Below are 15960 nucleotides of genomic sequence, written 5' to 3'. Positions count from 1 at the left end.
ACCCTCAGGCGGCTTTGTCGGCAGCCGTTTCGGTCTTTTCGACGATGCCCATGATGTCGCCGACCTCGACATCGCGCGGGACCAGAGTGCCGCCTTTGTCGCGCAAGCCCGGGCCGACTGCGACCACTTCACCTTGCTGCGGCTTCTCCCTGGCGGTGTCTGGAATGATGATCCCACCCTTGGATTTGACATCGCCTTCCGCACGTCGAATGACGACGCGGTCGTGAAGTGAGCGGAATTTCATAGAGGTCTTTCTGCTGCCGGCGCGTATGGCGGCTGCAGTACATAAATAGCATCCGTGGCACTCGATTGATAGGAGTGCCAAGAAATATTGTTCACCCAGGGAATTTCTTGAAAAATTCAGGAAATCAATTTGAGCGGATATTTTGTATTAATCTGGAAATGAATAGAATTTTTTTCGCCGCAGCGCTCAACTTTATTTAGCATGTCGTCGCGTTAATTTGGCGTTTTTTATAGATAAATCCGAATTATCTTGATTTAAACTCAATCAAGGCGCAATGATGGGCCTCGTCGATTTGGCCGACTTGGCTTCGCGGTGTCAGAGACCTACGACCCGCCATCACCACTGAATTCTCGATAGCGAATGTATGACGTCGTTCCGGCGTTCATTTCGCCTGTTCCGATCCGGAATGAGCTTGGCGCTGACCGCGGATGTACCGGCAGCCTCGAGTTCGTCCGGCTCGGATCTCAACGATACAGGAACGCATCAGTGTATTCCTGCGGAGGCCTCAGCCGTGACAAGTCGCACCACAGAAACCGTCGTCCGTTTTTCATCTCCATTCCGCTTGCCCGGTTTCGACAGGGCGCAGCCAGCCGGAGAATACCGCGTCGACTATGACGAGGAATCGATCGACAGCGTTTCCAGACTTGCCTGGCGACGGGTCGGCGCCTTCATCCACCTGCCGGCGATCGCCGCGCAGAGTTCGACGCAGCAGATGATGCCTGTCCACCTGTCAGATCTCGAAACCGCGCTCGAAAAGGACCACAAACCGTCATGACCGCTACGCGCATCCCGCAACGCAATGGACGCTCGATCCGACGCGAGGCAGCAACACATATCTTCAAGGTGGGGCAAACCGTCCGGGTGAAGGACGGGTTCCTGGTCGTTCCCTCCAAGCTCCCTGAGACATATCGCATTACCGCCACACTGCCTCTGAGAGGAAATGTGCTGCAATACCGCATCCGCAGTGACGATGAACGTCATGAGCGGGTCGCGACGGAAGACAGCCTGGAACTGATAAACCTTTCGCCCGCCGGCAGCGGCGCAACACTGATCGAGAGGACGTTTGGCCTTGGCCACGGCCCGAATGACGAAAGGTTGACATCGTGACCAGCCATGAAGTCGAAGCCGAACGAAGACGGAATGCCTTTGCCGTCGGCACATGGGAAATCAAATGTGGCGCGTCCGGTCGCTACTCCATGGAGATCGAACACGACCGCCGGATCGAATCCGCCCGTTCGTGGACCGTCTATCGTGTCTCCGCAGGCGTTCCAGTGCACGCCGACCATGCCATGACCGGCAAGAGCCGTTCGGACGCCGGAAAAGACATGATGTCCTTCAATCTTCTCAACATAGAATACCGGAAGGAATGGCTCAGGCTGTCGGACGCCGCTCGGAGTGCTCGCGAGACCCCGCCGGTTCAACCGTGGCGCTAGCCTTCCTGAACCAAAGCCGTAGCTTCGATGCAGCGCGAAATGCTGTGCGCTTCGTCGGCCATGACGGCATGTTCCAGGTGTTGTTCTTCATCGAGGTTGGCGCTCTGGCGAAATCCGACACCGCATTGCAAAGAACCGAGCCTTCGGAAATGAACTGGCTTTCGTTATTCGACGCCCTGCGCAACTCCATTCAGGACGTGGCACACAAAGCCTACTCCCACCGCCGCCGCGCCTTCTATACTCTAACTGCGGCGGATTTCCGCTAGGCGGATCCGGACGCGAGAGAACGCTCCATGTTGATCCGTTACGGCTATGAAATGACGCTGACCTGCCCGCAGCCGACCGCATTGGTATGCCTGTTGTCGGTTCATGATGATCGTGCGGCCGACATCAGAATTCCGGAAACGGTCTTCACCACGCCGGATGTTCGCACTTCGACTTACCGTGATCTCTTCGGCAACCGCTGTCTCCGGCTGGTTGCCCCAGCGGGCGACCTGACCATATGGGGCGATGCGACGATCGAAGACGACGGCAAACCGGACAGGTTGCTGCCAGGCGCCAGGGAACTCCCAGTTTCGGAATTACCGGATGATTGCCTCGTCTACCTGATGGGCAGCCGCTATTGCGAGACGGATCGTCTCAGTCAAATCGCGTGGGATATGTTCGGCACCGTCTCTCCGGGCTGGGGCCGCGTTCAGGCGATCTGCGACTTCGTTCACGGCCATATCCAATTCGACTACATGCAGGCGCGGTCGACTCGGACAGCCTTCGAGGCGTTTCACGAACGTGTCGGCGTCTGTCGCGACTTTGCGCATCTCGCGGTAGCGTTGTGCCGTTGCCTCAACATTCCTGCTCGATATATCAATGGCCATCTCGGCGACATCGGCATTCCCGTCGTCGATCCGATGGACTTCAGCGCCTGGATCGAGGTCTTCCTGGACGGTGCATGGCATACATTCGATCCACGCAACAACACGCGGCGGATCGGTCGTATCATCGTCGCACGCGGGCGCGACGCCGCCGACATACCGCTCATCAATTCCTTCGGGCCGCACATGCTGAAGGCGTTTCGCGTCTGGACCTATGAGGTGACGAACCTGCAGCCGATGCAAAGCGTCGCCGGGGGCGCTGTTTAGAACGAGACCTGGGCGGATGCGCGGCAATGTCCAGCCTCAGGCATTGCCGCAGGCAGTTGCAGTCGGAGGACTGCCTTTTTCGCCAAGGCGCTGGACAGGATCGCCGGCCATGAATGATCCACACCCACGATACAGGCCCCTTCGTTGACTTAAAGCGCATCGCAATCTTTCAGATTCACTCCTCGCGCTTTAAGTCTTTGTTTTACGCATGTCGTTGTCGCAAATCCGCTGTAGACTTTTGCATGACATGCTTTGGTTGAAAGTTGTTGGCGTCGAGCCATCTTGGGTGTGAGCAGTCCTTCGGGGATTAGCGGAAGATAGGGAGTTCGCAGTTGATGTTCGATCATATCTCCATCGGCGTAAAAGACCTCGAAAGAGCCCGGCGTTTTTACGATGCGGCGCTGGCGCCGCTCGGATATGAGCGCCTGTCCAATTCCGACACCATGATTGGCTACGGCCCTGAAAGGGTCGGGCTCTGGGTGATGCAGGTCGAACAGCCCGTGGTTGCCGACATGCGATCCGGGCTGCATTTCTGCTTCGTCGCGCCTAATGAGGCCGCGGTCGATGCCTTTCACGCGGCGGCCGTCGCATCCGGCGGCACGGATAATGGTGAACCGGGTGTGCGGCCGGATTATGGGCAATTCTATTACGCCGCTTTCATCATCGACCCGGACGGCTACCGCCTCGAAGCGTATTTTCACAAAGGCGAACTTTAAGGATCAGGCGGCAACTCTCGATATCGATACGCGGCAGCCGGAGGCTTCGAGCGCCTGGCTGGCGACGTCGAGGAACAGGCGACGGAACCAGCGCGCCCGGCCGTCGGCCTGGTCGATACGGCGATAGAGCATCGTCACCGGATCGGCGGGGAGAGGAAGCGGCGGCTGACAGATCGTCAACCCATGCAATTGCGCCATGCAGCGGCCGATCGATTCCGGCACGGTGGCGATGGCGGGCATGGCCCGCAGCGCCGTCGGCAAGGCGGAAAAGCGCGGTACCGTCGCCACCACCTGTCTGACATGCCCGGTGCGGCTCAGCGCGATGTCGATGCTGGTCGCGGCATTGCCTTCGAACGAGACCGTGACATGCGCCACATTGGCAAAATCCTTGAGGCTCAGCGGCGCCTTTAGCCGGAGTTGAGCTTCGTCGTAAATACAGATTGAGGCCTGGTCGAACAAGGGCGCGCGAATGTGCCAAGAGGCCGGTTCGTCGTGCACGGAGACGCTGAAGTCGAAGACGCCCTCGTCCAACCGGCGCGCGGCATCGCGTTTCTCGGAGGCGACGCCGATCAGCCGGGCGCCGGGTGAAAGCTGGAGAAGACGGGCGGCAAGCGGGCCGAAGAAGGCCGATTCGAGATTGTCGCACATGCCGATGCGGAACTCGCCCTGCCAGCCTGCCGGATCGAATTCGGCCTGCGGGCGGATGGCGCGCTCGATGCCCGACAGTGCATCCTCGATCGCCGGGGCGATGGAAAGGGCGCGCGGTGTCGGCTGCAGGCCGCGGCCGACACGTACGAACAATTCGTCGTCCAGGGCCTCGCGCAGGCGCCGCAAAGCGGCCGACAGGCCGGGTTGGCCAAGCAGCAGCCGTTCGGCGGCACGACTGACGTTGCGCTCCTGCATCAGCACTGAAAAGGCCAGCAGGAGATTGAGGTCGATCTTGCGAAGCGTGGCATCATTCATCATCGTCAGTAATACCTGGCATGGCTACTATCAATTTGCAATAGGAAAGGAAGCTGTACATTTTCTCGTTCCCTGCCGCCCGGCAACCTCCCCCGATGAGGCGGCAGCGAAGAAGGAACGATTTCGATGACTCTTTCCAAATCGCCAAGCGGGGCGGGGCTGGCATTGCTGCTGCTCTGCGCCGCCAATTTTCTCGACGCCATGGACGTCTCCACCATCGGCGTTGCGCTTCCCGCCATCCAGGCCGAACTCGGCATGGAGGCGACATCGCTGCAATGGGCCGTCAGCGCCTATGTGCTCGGCTATGGCGGCTTCCTGCTGCTCGGCGGCCGGGTCGCCGACGTCTTCGGCCATCGCCGCGTCTTCCTCTGGTCGCTGGCGATCTTTGCCGCCGCCAGCATCGCCGGCGGCTTCGTCGATAGCGGGCCGACGCTGATCGCCGCCCGATTGATCAAAGGCATTGCCGCCGCCTTCACGGCGCCTGCAGCCCTAGCGCTGCTGCTCTCCGTCTTCGGCGAAGGAACCGCACGGGCAAAGGCGCTCGGTGTCTTCTCCTCCACCGGCGCCGCCGGCTTCGTGCTCGGCATGGTGCTCGGCGGTGCCGCGACGATCTTCAGCTGGCGGGCGACGCTCGTCATGGGCGCGCCCGTCGCCATCCTGACGCTCGTTCTGGCGCCGCTGGTGCTGCCCGCCGACCCGAAAAGGGCGGGACCGAGACCTGCCTTCGACTGGGCCGGCGCGCTGACGATCACGCCCGGGCTGCTGCTCTTCGTTTTCGGCATCACCAACGCCGCGGCCGCCGGCTGGCAGGCGTTCCCGACCTGGGGTTCGCTCGCTGCGTCGCTGGTGCTGATCCTGCTCTTCCTCCTGGTCGAAGCGCGCCATGCCGATCCGATGGTGCCGCTCGGCATGTTCCGCCGCGCCAAACTCCGGCATGCCAATGCGATCGCCGCCCTCTTCCAGGGTGCCTATGTCGGCTTCCAGTTTCTGGCGACGCTCTACTATCAGAACGTCATCGGCTGGTCGGCCTTCACGACGGGCTTCTGCTTCGCGCTTGGCGGTGTCTTCGTGATGTTCCTGGCGCCACGTTTTGCGACGGTCGCGCAAAATCGCGGCGCTACTCGGCTGATGGCAGTGGGTGTCGGCCTGCAGGCCTTCAGCTACGTCTTCTGGGTGACCGCACTCGGACATGTCGATCCGATCCTGCTGGTCGTGTTCTCGCAGATCCCGCTCGGCCTCGGTTACGCCCTGACCTACCCCTCGGTGCAGGTTGCGGCCCTTTCCGATGTGGAGGATGACAAGGCGGGGCTCGCCTCCGGGCTGCTCTTCGCCTCCTTCCAGATCGGCGGCGGCATCGTGCTTGCGGCCGCCTCGGCGGTCTTCGGCGCCGCACCGCATTTCGGCTGGAACCCCTATGTCGCCGGCATAGCCTTCGTGGCATCGCTTGCGGTGGCGATCACCCTGCTTGCCGCCGCCGGTCCGCGGACATCGGCCGCCCGGAGTCCTGCCTATCAAGCGGCGGAATGATCCTCACAGCCCGCACTCTGACCGGTGCGGGCTGCTCATGAACCGGAGCTAAATCGGCGGCAAGAATCCCGTTGCGTTGCCTGGGCGAAAGGCGCATGGTCGCAACTTCGGCAGCCATTGAACGGGCGCTGCCGACTGAGGATCTTCGTATCCTCGCCCCGATGAAAGGAGGACCGATGTCTTCCACTTCCGAAAAATCGCATCTGACCTCATCCGATCTCGACATGCTTCAGGGCGTGCTCGACGACGCCGGTTACGACGCCAGAATCCTGATCGACGACGAAAGGGTCTTCAACGTTGCGGCCGTGCTGCTGATCAGGCTGTTCGAGGAGGGCGTCACCTCGCCGGCCATGCTCTCGCTGGCGCTCGAACATCATTTCGGCAAGCTGAAGACGCCGCCGAAACCGGTAACCCCCATCTTTAACCGATATGCGATACAGGGATTGCCCCGCGAAGACGCGCCGGCAAGGGCGCCGCGCGTCTTTTCAGACGCACTAAGGACGCTCTAACACTTTGAGTTTGCGCGTAATCCTTTCGGAAAATCGATTCCGATTTCGGGGTTATGCGCTAGCGGCAAGCGAGCCGCTCGGCCCGAAGAATTATTGTGCGAAAACCCTCTTGCTTTGTATCTGCGTCGCAGCGGCCGGTTATTTCGGATGGGTGCAGTCCGGGGCTTATCAACAGCGGCAGCACGCCAGGGATTTGGCAGACTTCGACAGGGGGCGCCGGGTGGCGCTCCTGGAAATCGATGGCTGCCAGGCGCAAGTGGATATGCTTTTGTCGATGCTGGTACCGCTCGATATCGGACGGGACGTAGAACTCTGTTTGGCCCGCGGCATCATGTCGGCATCGGGCCGAGCGGAGATGGAAAGAACGAAGCTGATCCGCCTGTTTCCCGTAAATGACTGAGCGCGTCGCAAGATTCACCCCTCGCGCTTCAGGTCCTGTTTTTACGCATGTCGTTATCGCAAAGCCGCTTCATAATTCTGCGCGGCACGTTTAATCCCTGTGGAAATATGGCTTTCCTGCGGCAACGGCCTTAATGGCACCTCAATTTTATTCTACAAGGGGGGCTCGCTGATTTGGCCGATGCGGCATTTGCGGTGACCGGGTTTCCGGCCCCGCCATTTTCCCGATCGCGAAAGCATGGTGACGTCCCGTCTCAACGTCGGGTTTGGCTTTCGGTGACCTCTCCGGTCATCCGCCTCCAGACTGCGATGCGGTTTCAGCAGGCATCATTTTCATTCCATCCCTGCGGCCCGGTGTTGTCGGGTTGCCCCTCATGACGATCCCGCGATCTCTGATCGCGACCGACAGCGGGGCGAATACCACGCAGGCTGCGGCTTTCAATTTCGATCTAAGGGAGATTTTATCGATGGCAAAAGGACAAGTAAGAAGTAATCGCGAGGTCCGGAAGCCGAAGAAGGACAAGCAGGCAGCGAAGGTGGAAAGCACATTCGCCAATCAGATGAAGACGGCGACCAAGACCGCCCCGCAGGGCAGTGCTCCAAAGAAATAGAACTTCTTATCGAGCCCCCCCGCTCCGCCCCCATGCGCATAACAGCGCAAGTGCTAGCGCGTCCTTGTCGAACGCGCCGGGCTCCGGCGTGACACCATCACCCATTGACATGTTCTCAGAAAAACAGGAATTGCTGCAACTATGACCACTCTTCATACCATGTACCACTTCGACTATCCGCTCTTCCTCATTCGCTCGGCCGTGGTGATTGCACTCGGCTTTTCGGCGATCGCCGCCTTTCACGGCGTCACTCTGTGATCGAATCTGCGCGCCGCAGCGAGTGCGAGGAAATCCAAGTGGCCCCTTTGGGCGAGCCCGACGACAACTCGGAGCGATCCGAAAACCCGGATCGATCCGCCGAGCAAGCCGCGCTTTTCGCTGAAAAGCGCTGGCTGAAGATCCTTGCCGGATATCGCCAGCCGCGGGCCGGACGCAGCGCCTTCGAGCTTGCCGTTACCGTCGTCCCCTTCGCGCTGTTCTGGGCTGCCGCATGGGCAGCAGTTCATTACAGCTTCTGGCCCGGCCTGATCCTCGTCTTTCCCGCCGCCGCTTTCCTGCTCCGACTGTTCATGATCCAGCATGATTGCGGCCACGGCTCGTTTTTCGCCCGTCGCCGCGTCGACGACTGGGTTGGACGCACGATCGGCATCCTGACGCTGACACCTTACGACTATTGGCGCCGGGCGCATGCGGAACACCATGCTTCGGCCGGGAACCTGGACGAGCGCGGTGTTGGCGATATCGAAACGCTGACGATCGCCGAATATAACGCGCTGTCACGCTGGGGCCGGCTCGGCTATCGGCTCTACCGGAACCCGATCGTGATGTTCGGGATCGGACCGGCATGGCTGTTCCTCTTCAAGCAACGCCTGCCTTTCGGCATGATGCGCTCCGGCGCTCTGCCCTGGGTTTCGACCATGGCGACCAACCTTGCCGTCGCAGTGGCCGCCGCGCTGTTGATCTGGGCGATCGGGATCATTCCCTTTCTTTTGGTGCATTTGCCGATCGTGCTTCTGGCAGGTGCTGCCGGCGTCTGGTTGTTCTACGTCCAGCATCAGTTCGAGGAAACGCACTGGTCGAAGAAGCCGGACTGGCAGTTCCAGCATGCGGCCCTGCACGGTGCCTCGCATTACGACCTGCCGCCGGTGCTGCGCTGGATCACCGGCAATATCGGCATCCACCATGTGCATCATCTGTCGAGCCGGGTGCCCTACTATCGGCTGCCGGAGGTGCTGCGGGACCATCCTGAGCTTGCCGATATCGGCCGCATCACGCTCATGGAAAGCCTGCGTTGTGTCAAGCTGGTGCTATGGGACGAACAGACGAAGCGGCTGGTCTCGTTTCGCGAGGCGGCGCGGCTTGCCGCAGCATGATAGCGGGCGTTAGAGCGGCTTAGCTTTCACGGAAGCGCAGAGCCGACCTAACCTTTTGCCTGCATCCAATTCCAGGGAAAGCCGTTTCCCTGGAATTATTTAGCGATAACCCGTCACGTCAGCCGGTCTGCCCGGCTCCTGCACTTCCACCATGTAGCGCCAGCAGTCCGGCCGCGAACCGTCGATATCGTCGAAGCCGTAGGTCTTGGCCACTCCGCCGCTCGACAGCGACTGGCCGTTCCAGCGGGCGCGGTCGGGATCGGCGGCGATGGCGGCGACGGCGCGGCCGACAAAGCGGGGGGTTTCGGAAATGGCGAAATGCGGCTGCACCTTGGTCGCCTCGCGCCAGTTCTCCTCACGGACACCGTAAGCATCCAGCATCATTTCGGAGCGCAGCCAGCCAGGCGTGATCGAAACAGCGGTGGCGCCGTGTTTTTCCAAATCTTGCGCATGCGCCCAGGCCATGCGGGTGACACCCGTTTTGACGAGGTCGTAAAAGGGCGAAAGCCGGTAATGCGTGGCATTGTAATCAGCCGTGCCGTCCGTCATCTCCACCAGCAGCCCGCCGGGCCGCTCGATCATCAGCGGCAGGGCGTAATGGGCGGTGATCAGATGTGTCTCGATGCCGAGCTGCAGCATGCGCAGGCCCTTGTCCAGCGAATGCTCCCAGACGGCCTTGTCCCATTCGAACAGTTTCTCGCAGCCCCAGATGTCGTTGACGAGAATATCGAGCCGGCCGGCCTCGCCGCGGATGCGGGCGACCAGCGCGTCGACCTGTTGCTTGACGAGATGATCCACCTGCACGGCGATACCCTTACCGCCTGCGGCGGTTACCAGTTCAGCCGTCTCTTCGATCGTCTCCGGCCTGGAATATTCAGATTGCTGAGCGCGCGTCGTGCGCCCCGTTACATAGACGGTGGCGCCGGCAGCACCGAGTTCCACCGCGATGCCTCGGCCGGCGCCGCGCGTAGCACCCGCCACCAATGCCACTTTCTCCCGCAAGTTCGCTGTCACTTCTCCATCCTCCACGCTAAAGCGCCTCATGCCGCAATGGTTGCACCAGGAATTACCCGGCGCTCCTTGTTTATAAACGAATGATCGTTTACACATGACGTGAATGCAAGAGGAATTTCATGCCGCGACGCCGCACACTGTCCGACGAACAGCTTCTCGCCATGGTGCTGGCGCTGATCCAGGCCGAGGGCCCGGACGCGGCGACCTTTGCGGCGGTGGCGAAAGCCAGCGGACTTTCCGGTTCGACGCTGGTGCAGCGTTTCGCCACGAAAGCGGCGATGCTGCGCGCCGCATTGCTTTATGCCTGGGACAGGCTGGATGCGGAAACGGCGCGGCTTGCCGAGACCGTCCCGAAAACGCCGGAAGGCGCCATCACGCTGCTCGTCGGCTTGTCGCAGGATTACGGCGACAATGCCGCCGCCTATGGCGAGGGACTGCTGGTGCTTCGCGAGGATTTCCGCGATCCGGTCCTGCGCGCCCGAGGAGCGGCCTGGGGAACGGCCCTGACGGCGGCGATCGCGCGATGTTTCGGATCGGCGACTGCGCCGGAGACGATCGCCCGGCTGTTGCTTTCGCAATGGCAGGGTTCGCTCATCTGGTGGGGTTTTGGCGCGGAGGGGCCGGTGGCCGCCTATGTGGAGACGGAGCTGCGGTGCTTCCTCGCGGCAATAAAGCCCTGAGCCCGCTTATGCTTCCTCATCGTCCTTCTCGCCCACGGTCAGCGGCCAGTCGACGACGTAATCTTCGAGATCGTCGATATCGATTTCACTTTCGTTGATCGTGCGGCCTCGCGCAGAAATACCGGCGGCATGGACGGTCTCCGGGTCGCCAGAGACGAGCGGGTGCCACCAGTAGAGGTCGTGGCCTTCATTGACCAGCCGATAGCCGCAGGTCGGCGGCAGCCAGGCGATATCGGGCACGTTCTCCTTCGTCAGCTGAACACAGTCCGGCACGAAATCCCAGCGGTTCTCATAGCTTGAGCAGCGACAGCTTTCGCCGTCGAGCAGCTTGCATCTGACCGAGGTGAAATAGATATCGCCGCTATCCCATTCCTCGATCTTGTTGAGACAACAGAGGCCGCAGCCGTCGCAGAGGCTTTCCCACTCGGCGACGGTCATTTCGGCAAGCGTCTTGCTCTTCCAGAAGGGCAGATCGTTCATCGTTCGTTTCTTGCAACAGCGGCCCGCAAATTCGCGTGACCCTCATGCATCTCTCTTGTTATCGGCCGCAAAATCAATCAATCCTTCAGTATACTCCTGGTACTCGGAGAATTCTCTCCCGATATCGGAGAGATTTGCGGCCATATGCGGGCCTCGCGCTTTCGTCGGATATGACCGAAGCGCGATCAGGCGGGAATACAGGACGTGCAGGATCCGGACAACCCAAGAAATGGGCCAGAAAACGGGCCAGAAAACAGGCCCGGAAAAGCGGCGAACGAGGCGGCGGAAAAGCGGCCGGCGAAGAGCCGTCACATTCTGCTGCGTATCGATTCCTGGATCGATTCGACCGTCTGGAACGCCGGCTTCCGCGCCGCCGAGATCTGGGAAGACATCACCATCTTCTTCCGCCGCTTCCGCGTGCGCGGCTGGAAGCGCATGGTCTTCGAACTTGCCGGCGAAGGGCTGACGCTCGGGGCGGCCGGCTCCGTGCTGATTCTGCTGCTTGCCCAGCCCGCCTTCGAGGCGACCAAGGAGGACTGGCGCAATCGCGGCGATTTCGCCGTCACCTTCACCGACCGCTACGGCAACGTTATCGGCCATCGCGGCGTGATCCACCAGAATTCCGTGCCGATCGACGAGCTGCCGGATTCGCTGATCAAATCGGTGATCGCCACCGAGGACCGGCGCTTCTTCGACCATTTCGGGATCGATTTCATCGGCCTCTTCCGCGCCATGAGCGAGAATGCGCGCGCCGGCGAAGTCGTGCAGGGCGGCTCGACGCTGACGCAGCAGCTCGCCAAGAACCTGTTCCTGTCCAATGAACGCTCGATCGACCGCAAGGTCACTGAGGCGTTCCTGGCATTGTGGCTCGAGGCGAACCTTTCCAAGAAGGAAATCCTCTCCACCTATCTCGACCGCGCCTATATGGGCGGCGGCACTTTTGGCGCAGCCGCAGCGGCGCAGTTCTATTTCGGCAAGAATATCACCGATGTGAACCTTGCCGAATCCGCCATGCTCGCCGGCCTGTTCAAGGCGCCGGCCAAATATGCGCCGCATGTCAACTTGCCGGCGGCGCGTGCACGCGCCAACGAGGTGCTGACCAATCTCGTCCAAAGCGGGCTGATGACCGAGGGTCAGGTGATCGCCGCCAGGCGCAACCCCGCCACCGTCGTCGATCGCAACGAGGTGGAATCGCCCGATTTCTTCCTCGACTGGGCCTTCGACGAGGTGCAGCGGCTTTCACCGCGTTTCCACCAGCATTCGCTGATCGTGCGCACGACGATCGACATGGGCATCCAGCAGGCGGCCGAGGATTCGGTCGAGACGTCGCTGCGCGAATATGGCGAAGCCTATCACGCCAAGCAGGGCGCGATGGTGATGATCGAAAACGGCGGCGCCGTGCGCGCCATGGTCGGCGGCCGAGATTACGGCGAAAGCCAGTTCAACCGCGCCACCAGAGCGCTGCGCCAGCCGGGGTCCTCCTTCAAGGTGTACACCTATTCGGTGGCGATGGAGAGCGGGATGACACCGAAGACGACTATCGTCGACGCCCCGATCTCCTGGGGCAATTGGAGCCCGCATAATTATGCCAATCACTATGCCGGCCGCATCACGCTTGAGACCGCGATCGCCCAGTCGATCAACACCGTGCCGGTGCGGCTTGCCAAGGAAAAACTCGGAATTCAGCCGATCCGAGCGATGGCGAAGAACCTCGGCGTCGAAACGCCGATCCGCGACGACGTCACCATCCCGATCGGCACGTCCGAGGTAACGGTGCTCGACCAAGCAACGGCCTATGCCACCTTCCCGGCCGGCGGCTACCAGTCGCGCCGCCACGGCATCACCCAGATCCTCGATTACGACGGCGACGTGCTTTACGATTTCGACCATGACGAACCGGCGCCGAAACGCGTGCTGTCCGAACAGGCCGACGCCTATATGAACCAGATGTTGTCGCGCGTTCCCTATGTCGGCACGGCGCGCAAGGCCGCACTCGACAACGGCATCCTGACGGCCGGCAAGACCGGCACGACCCAGGCCTATCGCGACGCCTGGTTCGTCGGGTTCACCGGCAATTACACCTGCGCCGTCTGGTTCGGCAATGACGACTACACCTCGACCAACAACATGACCGGCGGCTCGCTGCCGGCGATGACCTTCAAGCGTGCCATGGACTACGCCCATCAGGGCGTCACGCTGCGCGCCATCCCCGGCGTCGAAAACCCCCTGCCCTCGGAAAAGGACCTCGCCAAGACGTCTGCCGCCAAGCCGCAGGACGGATTGCCGCAGCTTGTCCGGCCGCGCATGCTCTCGGTTCAATCGACTGACATCCTCAAGACGCTCGGCGAAAAGCTGAAGGATGCCGCCCCGCTCGCGCCAGCGAAGGTGGCGAGCGCGGAGTAGTTGGCCCAGGAGATTGCCGGACTGCCCCTCATCCGGCTGCCGCCACCTTCTCCCCGTAAACGGGGCGAAGGGACCATGTCGCCACCTCTCCGTTCCCCGCACACCTCTCGTAGGGCACGTCCCCTCGCCCCGTTTACGGGGAGAGGGTTAGGGTGAGGGGCAGCCATTCGCGCAAACCGGACAGCCCTGTTGCCGCACTTTGCATAACGTGGATCAATCGGCCTCTATGGCACGGCTTGGCATTCCACCCCGCCAGAATCAGTGGTAACCCTTTCATCCGATATGGTTTCCAAGGTCATGACGTGTTTCGATTTCCCCTTTTTATCGCGATCACGCTGATCGTCGCCTTTGGCGGCGGGATCATGATTTCGCTTTATGCGCTGGATGCGACGCAGGGTTTTGGGGCGATCAAACTCGGCGCCTGGGAGGCCTTTCCGGCGTTGCAGACGGTCGAGGCCGATCCCTATGCCAAGTCGCACCGCGCGCGCGCCGGCAAGCTGCTCTACGGCAGCGCCGAGGGCCTGACCTTCACGGCGAGCGTCGACGACGAGGGCGCGCGGCTGAATGCCGGCTGCCGCTACCGCATCAGCGGGCAGACGCCGCCTGCCCGGCTCTGGACCCTCTTTACCGCCGACAATGGCGGCAATCCAGCGGCGGTGACGGCCGGGCATCCCTCTGCGCTCAATTCCTGGACGGTGCTGCGCAAGCAAGACAGCAGTTTCTCGATCGAGATCTCCGCCGTCGCCCAACCGGGCAATTGGCTGGCCTTACCACAGGCCGGTTCCTTCCGGCTGGTACTGACGCTGTTCGACACCCCGACCGCCGGCAGTTCCGGCGTGATCGACCTCGCCATGCCGAAACTCACCAAGACCGGATGCGGCAATGCTTAGGATATTCTTCGCCGTCCTGACCGGTCTTTTCGGCGCAGCCCTGCTGCATCTCGTCATCATCCTGTCGCTGCCGCATTTCACCGGCAGGGATGCGGCAACCCGCGTGGAGGCGGAGGGCGATCTCAACAATTTCTACCTGCTCGGCGACCAGTATGACGAGGCCGGCCTTGCCAATGGCGACCCGTTCCTGCGCACCGCCGTCTGCTCCTTCGATGTCGAGGATGCGCCGGTGCATTTCACCGCCAAGGGCAATGTGCCCTTTTGGTCGATCGCGATCTACGACAGCGCCTCCAACGAGGTCTTCAGCATGAACGACAGGACATCGGTCGGCGGTGCGCTCGATGTGCTGGCCGGCAGTCCGATCCAGCTGACCGACCTGCGCAAAAATCTGCCGCAGGAGCTGCAGCAGGCGATCCTGGTGGAAATGGCACGGCCGGACGGTTATGCCGTGCTGCGGACGCTGGCGCCGCAGGCGAGCTTCAATGAGGCTGCGCGCAACTTCCTGACGGAAGCCGGCTGCGAGCAATTCGCCGCTCGCTAAGGTTGAAGAGCGGTTACTTCTTGTTGACGCGCGGCGCGGGCGCCGGACTATGTCTAGGGCTCTCGGCCAACCGCTCGTAGCGGACGCCGGTGAACCAGAGGATCTTGGCTTCGCGGGGCTCTTTGTCCGGGCGACGCGGCGCCCGCGGCTGCCGATCCGCCAATGCGACTACTATTGCCATTCTCGTCTCCATGCACTGCCCGAGACGGATGAACTTGCGATGGATTTCACCCTGCCCGCCAATGTGCGGGCCGGCGCGTCCTGCAGTGCCGGAATGACCGGACCGAGGGCATTCGCGCCTTTCCCACGGCACCTGATTTAAAATACCGTGATGCGGAGTTTCGACGATCCAACTACTCAAATCGCGTCGTTCCTATCCGAATTGAGACACATGACAGTTAACAGTTTACTAATGTTCGGCGATGCCAAACACCGTTCGACTCGCCTTCCCATTAACGCTCGAAGAGTTGATTTGGTTTCACGCCGCCTACGCAAGGGCCTGGCTTGGCATCGGCGCTAAAATTAGAAATAATTCATATAGTTGGCATTGGCGCGGCAATCTCTCTACCTCGAAAATAGCGGTGTTGCAAAAATGCGTCATGAAAATATTTAATTGCGAGGCGCTCAGATGCGCGTATGTTTCGCTCGGTCGATCACAGTTTCCGGGCATCGATCGATCGGGGATTTTCTACGCTCTTGCCGGAATGCGGAGGGTAAGCGGTGTCTTTGCTGGTCAATTCATCCTTCTCGCCTGACGATCTCGACGTGCTGCGCAGTGCACTTGATGCCTGGTGCTCGGAACGGCGCATCGACATCAAAAGCGTCGAGGCGCAGTTCGCGGCATCCGCGGCCCTCGACCTTTATCAGGCCGGCTATGACAGCCGCGAAAAGCTGCTGCACGCGCTGCGCGATCACAGGATCGCCTGAACTTTTCAACCATCACTTCGGCGGTGAGGAATCCTCATAGCGCCGTTCCAAACTGTGCATTTTTATATCGCCGGCTAACTATGCAGAAACACGCTAAGCGTGTATATTTCTGTT

At 61.1% G+C, this 15960-nt stretch carries 21 protein-coding genes; 16 read left to right on the top strand and 5 right to left on the bottom strand.

The window, feature by feature from the left end:
* Positions 1-4: 4 nt before the first annotated feature.
* Positions 5-244 carry a co-chaperone GroES gene (locus tag ACIPSK_RS24545; RefSeq protein WP_017963568.1) on the bottom strand — a complete coding sequence of 80 codons (240 nt, stop codon included), beginning with the start codon at positions 242-244 and terminating at the stop codon, positions 5-7.
* A gap of 511 nt (positions 245-755) precedes the next feature.
* On the opposite strand from ACIPSK_RS24545, the gene ACIPSK_RS24540 reads away from it, so the two are divergent.
* The 6 genes from ACIPSK_RS24540 to ACIPSK_RS24515 all read left to right on the top strand — a co-directional run bounded on the left by ACIPSK_RS24540 (position 756) and on the right by ACIPSK_RS24515 (position 3529).
* Positions 756-1019: a hypothetical protein gene (locus tag ACIPSK_RS24540; RefSeq protein ID WP_026154074.1), complete on the top strand. Its 264-nt coding sequence runs from the start codon at positions 756-758 to the stop codon at positions 1017-1019.
* Entirely contained in the window at positions 1016-1351 is a 336-nt protein-coding gene (locus ACIPSK_RS24535; protein ID WP_017963566.1) for a hypothetical protein, read from the top strand. Before ACIPSK_RS24540 ends, ACIPSK_RS24535 begins: the two co-directional genes overlap by 4 nt.
* Positions 1348-1677 carry a hypothetical protein gene (locus ACIPSK_RS24530; RefSeq protein WP_017963565.1) on the top strand — a complete coding sequence of 110 codons (330 nt, stop codon included), beginning with the start codon at positions 1348-1350 and terminating at the stop codon, positions 1675-1677. The genes ACIPSK_RS24535 and ACIPSK_RS24530 overlap by 4 nt, the downstream gene beginning before the upstream one ends.
* Positions 1668-1943 (top strand): DUF1488 domain-containing protein, encoded by a 276-nt coding sequence (locus tag ACIPSK_RS24525; protein ID WP_017963564.1) that lies wholly within the window; start codon positions 1668-1670, stop codon positions 1941-1943. Before ACIPSK_RS24530 ends, ACIPSK_RS24525 begins: the two co-directional genes overlap by 10 nt.
* Before the next feature lie 27 nt (positions 1944-1970).
* Entirely contained in the window at positions 1971-2813 is an 843-nt protein-coding gene (locus ACIPSK_RS24520; RefSeq protein WP_017963563.1) for a transglutaminase-like domain-containing protein, read from the top strand.
* Between the two features lie 335 nt (positions 2814-3148).
* Positions 3149-3529, top strand: a complete 381-nt coding sequence (locus tag ACIPSK_RS24515; protein WP_017963562.1) for a VOC family protein — start codon at positions 3149-3151, stop codon at positions 3527-3529.
* Positions 3530-3532: 3 nt separating this feature from the next.
* Here the strand turns inward: ACIPSK_RS24515 and ACIPSK_RS24510 are convergent, their stop codons facing one another.
* On the bottom strand, positions 3533-4495 hold the full coding sequence (locus tag ACIPSK_RS24510; RefSeq protein WP_162118066.1) for a LysR family transcriptional regulator: 963 nt from the start codon (positions 4493-4495) through the stop codon (positions 3533-3535).
* Positions 4496-4618: 123 nt separating this feature from the next.
* Between ACIPSK_RS24510 and ACIPSK_RS24505 the strand changes: the two genes are divergently transcribed.
* From ACIPSK_RS24505 to ACIPSK_RS24485, 5 genes are all read left to right on the top strand, one after another.
* Complete coding sequence (locus ACIPSK_RS24505) at positions 4619-6019, top strand: MFS transporter (RefSeq protein WP_017963560.1); 1401 nt, start codon at positions 4619-4621, stop codon at positions 6017-6019.
* A gap of 95 nt (positions 6020-6114) precedes the next feature.
* Entirely contained in the window at positions 6115-6528 is a 414-nt protein-coding gene (locus ACIPSK_RS24500; RefSeq protein ID WP_017963559.1) for a hypothetical protein, read from the top strand.
* 109 nt (positions 6529-6637) lie between these two features.
* Positions 6638-6928 (top strand): hypothetical protein, encoded by a 291-nt coding sequence (locus tag ACIPSK_RS24495; RefSeq protein ID WP_162118127.1) that lies wholly within the window; start codon positions 6638-6640, stop codon positions 6926-6928.
* 373 nt (positions 6929-7301) lie between these two features.
* Positions 7302-7538, top strand: coding sequence for a hypothetical protein (locus ACIPSK_RS24490; protein WP_162118048.1), 237 nt, complete (start codon positions 7302-7304; stop codon positions 7536-7538).
* A gap of 305 nt (positions 7539-7843) precedes the next feature.
* A complete protein-coding gene (locus ACIPSK_RS24485) occupies positions 7844-8911 on the top strand; it encodes a fatty acid desaturase (protein ID WP_168724878.1) in 1068 nt (355 codons plus the stop codon).
* A gap of 99 nt (positions 8912-9010) precedes the next feature.
* On the opposite strand, the gene ACIPSK_RS24480 is transcribed toward ACIPSK_RS24485, so the two are convergent.
* Entirely contained in the window at positions 9011-9925 is a 915-nt protein-coding gene (locus ACIPSK_RS24480) for an SDR family oxidoreductase (RefSeq protein WP_017963555.1), read from the bottom strand.
* Between the two features lie 119 nt (positions 9926-10044).
* Here ACIPSK_RS24480 and ACIPSK_RS24475 point away from each other — a divergent pair, with 119 nt between their 5' ends.
* Complete coding sequence (locus ACIPSK_RS24475; protein ID WP_162118068.1) at positions 10045-10605, top strand: TetR family transcriptional regulator; 561 nt, start codon at positions 10045-10047, stop codon at positions 10603-10605.
* Between the two features lie 6 nt (positions 10606-10611).
* On the opposite strand, the gene ACIPSK_RS24470 is transcribed toward ACIPSK_RS24475, so the two are convergent.
* Entirely contained in the window at positions 10612-11085 is a 474-nt protein-coding gene (locus tag ACIPSK_RS24470; RefSeq protein ID WP_017963553.1) for a YcgN family cysteine cluster protein, read from the bottom strand.
* 204 nt (positions 11086-11289) lie between these two features.
* Here ACIPSK_RS24470 and ACIPSK_RS24465 point away from each other — a divergent pair, with 204 nt between their 5' ends.
* The 3 genes from ACIPSK_RS24465 (at position 11290) to ACIPSK_RS24455 (ending at position 14919) form a co-directional block, all read left to right on the top strand.
* A complete protein-coding gene (locus ACIPSK_RS24465; RefSeq protein WP_162118069.1) occupies positions 11290-13488 on the top strand; it encodes a transglycosylase domain-containing protein in 2199 nt (732 codons plus the stop codon).
* Positions 13489-13790: 302 nt separating this feature from the next.
* Positions 13791-14378 (top strand): DUF1214 domain-containing protein, encoded by a 588-nt coding sequence (locus ACIPSK_RS24460; protein WP_162118070.1) that lies wholly within the window; start codon positions 13791-13793, stop codon positions 14376-14378.
* On the top strand, positions 14371-14919 hold the full coding sequence (locus tag ACIPSK_RS24455) for a DUF1254 domain-containing protein (protein ID WP_162118071.1): 549 nt from the start codon (positions 14371-14373) through the stop codon (positions 14917-14919). Before ACIPSK_RS24460 ends, ACIPSK_RS24455 begins: the two co-directional genes overlap by 8 nt.
* Before the next feature lie 13 nt (positions 14920-14932).
* Here the strand turns inward: ACIPSK_RS24455 and ACIPSK_RS24450 are convergent, their stop codons facing one another.
* On the bottom strand, positions 14933-15100 hold the full coding sequence (locus tag ACIPSK_RS24450; RefSeq protein WP_017963549.1) for a hypothetical protein: 168 nt from the start codon (positions 15098-15100) through the stop codon (positions 14933-14935).
* 539 nt (positions 15101-15639) lie between these two features.
* Between ACIPSK_RS24450 and ACIPSK_RS24445 the strand changes: the two genes are divergently transcribed.
* The gene (locus ACIPSK_RS24445) at positions 15640-15846 is read left to right on the top strand and encodes a hypothetical protein (protein ID WP_017963548.1); all 207 of its coding nucleotides are present in this window, start codon (positions 15640-15642) and stop codon (positions 15844-15846) included.
* Positions 15847-15960 lie beyond the last annotated feature (114 nt).

The organism is Rhizobium sp. LARHSG275, from assembly GCF_052871115.1.
The sequence above is the reverse complement of the archived record's forward strand: the minus strand, read 5'-3'. Positions and strand labels throughout refer to the sequence as shown.